General features: G+C 69.9%; 10 protein-coding genes. 6 read left to right on the top strand and 4 right to left on the bottom strand.

The window, feature by feature from the left end; translation table 11 throughout:
• Positions 1–234 (top strand): cobalamin biosynthesis protein (locus QK444_RS27455; RefSeq protein WP_282785045.1); only part of this gene is annotated, 234 nt, incomplete at its 5' end.
• 204 nt (positions 235–438) lie between these two features.
• A complete protein-coding gene (sigJ, locus tag QK444_RS27460; RefSeq protein WP_282785046.1) occupies positions 439–1,389 on the top strand; it encodes an RNA polymerase sigma factor SigJ in 951 nt (316 codons plus the stop codon).
• 59 nt (positions 1,390–1,448) lie between these two features.
• On the opposite strand, the gene ald is transcribed toward sigJ, so the two are convergent.
• Positions 1,449–2,564: an alanine dehydrogenase gene (ald, locus tag QK444_RS27465; RefSeq protein ID WP_282785047.1), complete on the bottom strand. Its 1,116-nt coding sequence runs from the start codon at positions 2,562–2,564 to the stop codon at positions 1,449–1,451.
• A gap of 109 nt (positions 2,565–2,673) precedes the next feature.
• Positions 2,674–3,453, bottom strand: a complete 780-nt coding sequence (locus QK444_RS27470; protein WP_282785048.1) for an MBL fold metallo-hydrolase — start codon at positions 3,451–3,453, stop codon at positions 2,674–2,676.
• Between the two features lie 71 nt (positions 3,454–3,524).
• Here QK444_RS27470 and QK444_RS27475 point away from each other — a divergent pair, with 71 nt between their 5' ends.
• From QK444_RS27475 to QK444_RS27490, 4 genes are all read left to right on the top strand, one after another.
• Positions 3,525–4,496, top strand: coding sequence for a helix-turn-helix domain-containing protein (locus QK444_RS27475; protein ID WP_282785049.1), 972 nt, complete (start codon positions 3,525–3,527; stop codon positions 4,494–4,496).
• Positions 4,497–4,517: 21 nt separating this feature from the next.
• Positions 4,518–5,033, top strand: coding sequence for a gamma carbonic anhydrase family protein (locus QK444_RS27480; protein ID WP_282785050.1), 516 nt, complete (start codon positions 4,518–4,520; stop codon positions 5,031–5,033).
• 142 nt (positions 5,034–5,175) lie between these two features.
• Positions 5,176–5,349, top strand: coding sequence for a hypothetical protein (locus QK444_RS27485; RefSeq protein ID WP_162836502.1), 174 nt, complete (start codon positions 5,176–5,178; stop codon positions 5,347–5,349).
• 120 nt (positions 5,350–5,469) lie between these two features.
• Positions 5,470–6,108 carry a TetR/AcrR family transcriptional regulator gene (locus QK444_RS27490; protein WP_282785051.1) on the top strand — a complete coding sequence of 213 codons (639 nt, stop codon included), beginning with the start codon at positions 5,470–5,472 and terminating at the stop codon, positions 6,106–6,108.
• Here QK444_RS27490 and QK444_RS27495 read toward each other — a convergent pair.
• Together QK444_RS27495 and QK444_RS27500 are read right to left on the bottom strand one after the other, a co-directional pair.
• Positions 6,077–7,300 (bottom strand): acyltransferase, encoded by a 1,224-nt coding sequence (locus QK444_RS27495; RefSeq protein WP_282785052.1) that lies wholly within the window; start codon positions 7,298–7,300, stop codon positions 6,077–6,079. The genes QK444_RS27490 and QK444_RS27495 overlap by 32 nt on opposite strands.
• Positions 7,300–8,205, bottom strand: coding sequence for an SGNH/GDSL hydrolase family protein (locus QK444_RS27500; RefSeq protein ID WP_282785053.1), 906 nt, complete (start codon positions 8,203–8,205; stop codon positions 7,300–7,302). The genes QK444_RS27495 and QK444_RS27500 overlap by 1 nt, the downstream gene beginning before the upstream one ends.
• Positions 8,206–8,235: the final 30 nt, after the last annotated feature.

Consider the following 8,235-nt stretch of genomic DNA (forward strand, 5'->3'; position numbering starts at 1 on the left):
GGCTCGCATCCCAGCCCGAATGCGGGGGTCGCCGAATCCACCATGGCCGGGGCCCTCGGCGTCCGCTTGGGCGGCCGCACCCAGTACCGCCACGGCGTCGAGATGCGTCCGACGCTCGGCGACGGTCCCCCGCCCCGCGTGGCGGACCTGCGCCGCGCAGTCACCCTCTCCGAAGCCGTCCAGCTCGCGGCGGCCATCACCGCGGCGGGTATGGCGGCGGCTCGGGGCCGCTGAACGGTGACCGCACCCCGCCGCCGAGGATTCCGCGGCGACCACCGCCGTACCCGCCGACGAAAGCGGGCGACCGACCGGTTCGTGTAGAAATATCCCGACGCTCCGGACGACCGGTGGCCGCCTCCCCGCAGCGGGGTGTCACACCCGCCCGTCTCGTGTCGTCCTCCTGGTACACAGGCAGTCCGTCGCCCCCGGGCGACCCGAATGAACGGCGAGACAGTGGCGACCGACAACACCCCCGACCCGACCGACCTGGCCCGGCAGTTCGAGGAGCATCGCCCCTATCTGCGCCGGGTCGCCTACAGCACGCTCGGCAGCCTCAGCGACGCCGACGACGTGGTGCAGGAGGCGTGGCTGCGCTTGCAGCGATACCACGAGAGCAATCCGGGCGCAGAGATCGAGAACCTGCGTGCCTGGCTGACCACGGTCACCGGCCGCCTGGCGCTCGACCACCTGGGTTCGGCGCGCGCCCGCCGCGAACAGTACGTGGGTGAATGGCTGCCCGAACCGGAGGTGAGCGCCTGGGACGACGATCCGGCCGACCGGGTCACCCAGGACGACCGGGTCACCACCGCCCTGCTGGTGGTGCTGGAATCCCTCTCCCCCGCCGAGCGCACCGCCTTCGTCCTCCAGGAGGTGTTCGGCATGACCGGCCCGGAGGTCGCCGAGGTGGTGGGCCGCACGCCGGCGGCGGTGCGGCAATTGGCCTCCCGTGCCCGCAAGCATGTGCAGGAGGGCACGCCGCGCTTCCCGGCCAGCCGCGACGAGCACGCCAAGGTGGTGTCGGCCTTCGCGGTGGCGTGGCGCTCGGGCGATCTGAACACCCTGGTGGGCATGCTCGACAAGGACGTCACCTTCACCGCCGACGGCGGCGGCAAGGTACTCGCCTTCCTGGAACCCCTGCACGGCGCGCGGACGGTGGCCGACACCTTCATGTCCTTCCTGCACGCGGCCAGCGAGATCGGCACCGCCTGGGTCCGCAAGGTCACGGTCACCGGGCGGCCGGGTCTGGTGGTGTTCGACGGCAAGCACATCGGGGTCTTCTCCTTCACCGTCGACAACGGCCGGATCACGGCCATCGACGCGGTGCGCAATCCGGACAAGCTGCGCGACCTGCCGATGGACGGCGACCCGGACTGGACCCTCGGGCGTTAGCGCACCACTACGGGCAGGCCGCCGCGCCGACCACTACGAACGGGCGGCCGCGCCGACCACTACGAACGCGCGGCGGCACCGCCGATGGTGCCCAGGCCGTGCGCCTGGGCCACCTCCACCGCGTAGAGTTCGCCCGCGTCGGCCGTGAGCCCCTGCGCCAGACCCGGATCGGCGTCGCACGCTGCCCGCCAGCCCAGATCCGCGATGGCCTTCGCATACGGCAGGGTGGCGTTGGTGAGCGCCGTGGTGGAGGTGTGCGGTACCGCGCCCGGCATATTGGCCACGCAGTAGAACAGCGAATCCGCTACCCGGAAAGTGGGATTCGCGTGCGTGGTCGGATGTGAGCTCTCGAAGCAGCCGCCCTGGTCGATGGCGATGTCGACCAGGACCGAGCCGGGCCGCATACGCGCCACCAGGTCGTCTGTCACCAGTTTCGGGGCGCGCGCACCCGGCACCAGCACCGAGCCGATCACCAGATCCGCGCTCAGCACCGCCCGCTCGACCTCGGCGGCGTTGGAGCCGATGGTGGTGATGCGGCCGGAGAACCGGGCGTCGAGTTCGCGCAGCCGCCGCAGGTTGGTGTCCAGCACGGTGATGCGCGCCCCCATCCCCACCGCGACGGCGGCGGCATTGGTGCCCGCCACCCCGCCGCCGAGCACCACCACATTGGCGCGCCGCACGCCCGGCACCCCGCCGAGCAGCACCCCGCCGCCGCCCTGCGGCGACATCAGGTGATATGCCCCGACCTGGGTGCCGAGCTTGCCCGCCACCTCACTCATGGGCGCGAGCAGCGGCAGCGAGCCGTCGGCGGCGCGGACCGTCTCGTAGGCGATGGCGGTGATCCCGGATCGCAGAATCGCCTCGGTGCACTCCCGCGAGGCGGCCAGATGCAGATAGGTGAACAGCGCCTGTCCGGCACGCATGCGCGAATACTCCTCGGCGATGGGCTCTTTCACCTTGACCACGAGTTCGGCCGCGTGCCACACCTCGTCCGCCGTCGGCAGCGTCCGCACCCCGACCGCGGTGTAGTCGTCGTCGCCGAAGCCCGAGCCGACCCCCGCCCCGGCCTCGATCACCACCTCGTGTCCGTGCCGCACCAGCTCCCCGGCCCCGGCCGGGGTGAGCGCCACCCGATACTCCTGCTGCTTGACCTCCCGCGGTACCCCGATCCTCATACCGCCATCGTGGCCCACCCGACCCGCCCCCGCCATCACCGCCGCGCCCGAGTCGCCGGGTGGCAATCAGACGGCGGGAATCGCGCGAGATTCCAGTCGGACTGCTCGTCTACCGCACGGTCACCGTCAGCGTCTCGCCGGGCACCGGAACGCGCAACTGCGCGGCGCGACCCGCGTACTCGAAGTTGCGCGTCAGATAGTCGAGGGTTTCGGAGAAGTGCGCCCAGCCCTCCGCGTGAACGGGCACGATCAGGGCGTCGCCGAGCACCTCGGCGGCCCGCACCGCGGTCCGGCCGTTCAGGGTGACATCGCTGTCGCCGAAGCGGTCCGGATTGGCCCCGCCCACATTGAGGATCGCCAGATCGATGCGGCCCATCCGCTCGACGATCCGCTCCACCCGCTCGACGCTGGCGTTGTCGCCGGAGACGTAGACGGTGGGCAGCCCCTCGGCCCGCAGCACGAACCCGGTGACCACGCCCGTCACCGGCTCGCAGCCCTCCGGACCGTGCAGTGCGGGCACGCCGGTGACGGTCACCTCGCCCAGCCGGACCGATTCCCAGTTCTCCAGTCCCCGCACGCCGTCGATGCGCTCGGCGGCGCCGGGCGTGGACAGTGTGGTCTCGACCCGCGACAGGAAGGCGCGTCCGGCGCGATCGAGATTGTCGGGGTGTTCGTCGTGCGAGAGCAGCACCACGTCCACCAGCCCGACCCGGTCGGCGGGCACGGCGGGACCGGTCAGCTTGTGCAGGGTCACCGGGCCCGGGTAGACGCCCGGCTCGTCGAAGGTCGGGTCGGTCAGCCAGGTCAGGCCGCCGTAGCGGAATCGGACGGTGGGACCGCCGATATGGAGCAGTTCGACGGTGGTGGCGAGGTCGATGGTGTTCGTCATGCCGACGAGTCTCGTCCGCCGGATCATGATCGATAAGTGGCCCGCAGGCCGAGCATCGCTAAAATCGGGCCATGCACACCGTGGTCACCCTCGCCTACGACGGCATCAGCCCGTTCCACCTCTCGGTACCGAGCCTGGTGTTCGCGCGGGCCGGGGTCGGTCCCGAGGACGACCCGCCCTATCACGTGGAGGTGTGCGCCGAGCACCCCGGAACCCTGTCCACCCCGGCGGGTTTCGATATCGCCGTGGCGCACGGCCTGGAGGCGATCGCGCGCGCGGACACGGTGATCGTGCCCAGTTGGCGACCGCACGCGGAACTGTCCGACGCCCTGCGCACCGCCCTGCACCGCGCCCATGAGCGCGGCGCCCGCCTGGTGGGCCTGTGCCTGGGCTCGTGGGCGGTGGCCGCCAGCGGTCTCGCGGACGGCCGCGAGGTGACCACGCACTGGTCCGCCGCGGCCGCACTGCAGCGCGCCCACCCGGCGGTGCGGGTCCGCGCCGACACCCTCTGGTCCGACCACGGCGATGTGATCACCTCCGCGGGTGTGGCGGCCGCCCTGGACTGCTGCCTGCACCTGGTGCGCGCCGACCACGGCAGCCGCCGCGCCACCGAACTCGCGCGCGCCCTGGTGCTGGCCCCGCACCGCAGTGGCTCCCAGGCCCAGTACATTCCGGTCGCGGTCCCCGAACCGCTCGACGACGACCCGCTCGAGCACGCCATGGTCTGGGCGCGCACCCATCTCGACGACGCCATCGACCTGGACGCCTGGGCGCACACGGCTCTCATGGCACGGCGCACCTTCACCCGCCGGTTCCGCGAGCGCACCGGCTCCAGTCCGCAGCGATGGCTGCTCCAGCAGCGCGTCGACCGCGCCCGGCTGCTGCTGGAGACCACCGACGCCACCATGGACCGCATCGCCGCCGAGACCGGGTTGGGCACGGCGGTCAATCTGCGCCACCATTTTCACCGGGTGCTCGGCATTTCGCCCGCCGCCCACCGCGCCGCCTTCCGCGCGGCCGGACCGGACCACGCGACCGGTTGACCGTGCTCTAGGTTCAGGCTCATGAAGATTCGTTTGGGCGAGCACGAGCCGCAGATCGACGAGAGCGCGTGGATCGCGCCGAATGCCACCGTGGCCGGTCGGGTGAAGCTCGGCGCGGAGGTGAGCATCTGGTACTCGGCGGTGCTGCGCGGCGATATGGACGACATCACCGTGGGCGAGCGGACCAATATCCAGGACGGCTGCGTGCTGCACGCCGATCCGGGTTTCCCGTGCACGGTGGGTGCGGGAGTCTCGGTGGGCCACAATGCGATCCTGCACGGCTGCACGGTCGGCGACGATGTGCTCGTCGGCATGGGCGCGACGGTGCTCAACGGCGCGGTGATCGGCTCGGGCAGTCTGATCGCGGCCAATGCCCTGATCCCGGAGGGTGCGCAGATCCCGCCGAACTCGCTGGTGGCGGGTGTGCCCGGCAAGGTGCGCCGGGAGTTGAGCGAGCCGGAGTCGCAGCGGATCAAGCTCAATGCCGCGGCGTACCTGCACAACACGAGCCTGCACCGCGACGGTCAAGAGGCGTGACTCGCCGCGGCGTGTGAGACTCCACACACTGATCAAGCGACCATATAAGTCCGCTGCTAGCATCGTGCGCAGCGCTCCCGGCGGACCGGGCTCTGCCGTCGCCTGTCGGGCGCGCGCACGGGGCTAGCAGGAGGTTGCAACGGTGTCGTACGAGCAGGACGGTATGCACCGACGGCGGATCAGTGTGGCCGATATCGCGGCCCAGCCGGGGGGCATGGAGGCGCTACAGCGCCGCGTTCACGAATTACGCACCAATGGAATCGATTTCGCGGCGAATGCGATCGAGCGGGAAATGGCCGCGCTGAACGTGCGCTGACCCTCCCGACCCGAATCGGTGGGGCGAGGAGTCCGCGCCACGCGAGGGCGATGCGATGAAATAATGACGCACGCCTTACCGCATCGACGCGGTCACCCCAACCGATCGACTGGAGATTCGATGCCTTCCGTGCCCAGCATGCTGCAGCGCATTCTCGACAAGCCGCGCCAGGACGGCGAGCAACTGCTCGAGAGCGCACTGTCCGCCTTCCTGGATTTCGGGATCAAGCGGACCAGCATGGGTGAGATCGCGCGTCGTGCGGGTATCAGCCCGGCCACGCTCTACCGCCGCTTCGAATCCAAGAACGAGCTGGTCGAGGCCGTCAGTGTGCGCGAGGCTCAGCGCTTCGTCGCCGAAATCGACAAGCGGGCGCAGGCATTCGACTCGACCGAGGACCAGTTGGTGGAGACCTTCGTCGCCTTCATCACCGCGCTGGCCCGCAATGAGTTGCTGCGGCGGCTACTGCGCACCGAACCCGATCTGGTGCTACCCCGCCTCACCACCGAGGCCGGGCCGATTCTCGAGGTCGGCCGCATCTATCTGGCGGGCAAGTTGCGCGAACTCCAGTCCGCCCAGGACACCACCGACTTCGACGCCGACCTGGTCGCGGAGATCATGGCGCGGTTGGCGCTGTCGCTGGCCCTGACGCCGGACGGTCTCATCCCGCTCGGTGAGGCGCAGGCGGCCCGGGATTTCGCCCGCCGCACCCTGCTGCCCATGGTGGGTGTCAAGCCCGCCGTCCGGCGAAGCGCTTCATGATCGGCACATCGGCCCAGTGATACAGGGCGGCCGCGGCCACCAGTGACAGCACCAGGCTCAGGGCCGCGAACCCGGCCCAGCCGAGAACGCCGAACTGATTGCCGCCGATGAGATGTCGCGTGATCAGCACCATCACCGGGAACTGGATCAGATAGAACGCATAGGACACGTTGCCCAGCCACACCATGCGCGGATGGGCATTCACACCGCGGATACCCGCCAGATCCCGCGTGGCGAGGGTCGCCACGACGGCCGTCATGGGCACCAGCAGCAGCGCCGACATCTTGTAGTTCACCGGCACCACCCAGGTGGCGGCGTAGGCCACCGCCAAACCCAGCAGCGGCGGACCGAGACGCGTACTGCGCCAAGCCCCTTCCAGCACCATGCGAGCGGCCAGCGCCCCGAGGAAGAACTCCGGCAGCCGCGACAGCGGGAAGTTGTAGCTCAGCCAGTACGACGGCGAGACGGGGATGTCCGGCTGTGCGAACCAGCGCGGATCGGCATGCAACTCGAAGAACGGCGAAGCGTCCCCGGGCAGCAGCCGCGGCGCGAAAGCGTTCGCGATCCCCTTCGGTCCCGGCACCCACAGGTAGTAGGCCGTGTGCAGCGCGAAGATGAACAGCACCAACAGCCCGGCGGCCACCAGCAGCCGCCGGGTCGGAATCCGCCGAATCAGCGGGAACGCCAGCGGAAAGCACAGATAGAACAGCATCTCCGAGGCCAGCGACCACGCGGGCACATTCAACCCGCCCACCGTGGTCCACTTCGGCACCCAGGTGTGCACCAGCAGCAGATTCGGCACCCACACCACCAGCCGCGACAACGGCACACTCGCCGCCACCACGAACACCACCCCCGCCAGCACATGCGTGGGGTAGATCTTCAACACCCGCCGCCGATAGAACCCGCGCACCGACATCCCCGGGCGATACGACCAGTAGATGATGAACCCCGACAACACGAAGAAGAACGTGACCCCCGCCGCCCCCAACTGCATCGGCACCAGATTGTGCACCTGCCGGAACAACTCCGACTTCTGGAACGGATACACCGGCAGGAACACCAGGGCGTGCAGCGCGAACACCGCGAACGCCGCCCACCAGCGCGCCCCCGTCAACGACGGCAAGGCGGGCCGCCGCTGCGCCACCGACGCGACCGCGCCACCCGCGGCGGCGGGTGCGACCTCGACCATCAGCGCCCGACCTGGGCATGGATCCCATCGGCCACCACCGCGTCACCCTGTTCGGAGGGATGGAACGGAATGGCGTCGGGGTCGCGCGGATCCTGGAAGTCGTTGATCCACGGCTCCGGTGAGCACAGTCCGTGTCCGGCCGTCGCCGCCCGGGTGTCGTAGAAGTCGATATCGAGCAGCCGCGCCGCCTCCCGTTGCGCGGTGTCGAGCCGGTTCACGAATTCGATGGCCGCCCGCCCGCGCGGCTGCACGAAGCGCGCGACGCCGAAGGCGTCGAAGCACACCGATTCCGGTCCCGAGCCGAACAGTTCGGGATAGCCGACCATGAGAATGCGGGCATGGGGTGCGTAATACTTCACGTACTCCACCACCGGGCGAATCCGGGCGGCGTAGGCGGCGCCGGTGACCTCCCGGTAGTCGGGGATGCGCCCCTGTTCGGCGGCATCGGGCCCACAGCCCTGGATGAGATTGAGCACGCATTGTTGCAGCGCGAACCACATGGTGGTCTCGTGCGTGCCCCAGCGGTCGTTGAGTCCGAATTGCAGGGTCACCAGTTCGGTGCGCGGACCGAACGCGCCCTGCTTGTCGGCCTGTTTGGCCTCCCAGGCGGCGGTGTAGTTCGGCGGTGTGTCGAGTGACGCTCCGGGACAGGACATATCGAGGAAGTCCGAGGTGCCCGCCACGCCCATGCGCTGACTCAGCTGGGTGGGCCAGGAGGTCTCGCCGTGCCAGCAGTCGATGGTCTCGGATTCCAGTATCCAGGCATTGGAGCTGAACGAATCACCGAGTACGACAAGTGTTTTGCCCTCGGCGGGCGCGGCGGCGCCGACCCCCGCCCCTGTCCCGGACGCGGCGAGCGCCAGTACCGCCGCCGCTACCCAGCGGGCACCGATCCACGTTCCCACCCGTGCCCCCGCTCAGTATCCGGCTCGCGG

The sequence above is a fragment of the Nocardia sp. CC201C genome (genome assembly GCF_030010695.1).
GTDB lineage: Bacteria > Actinomycetota > Actinomycetes > Mycobacteriales > Mycobacteriaceae > Nocardia > Nocardia otitidiscaviarum.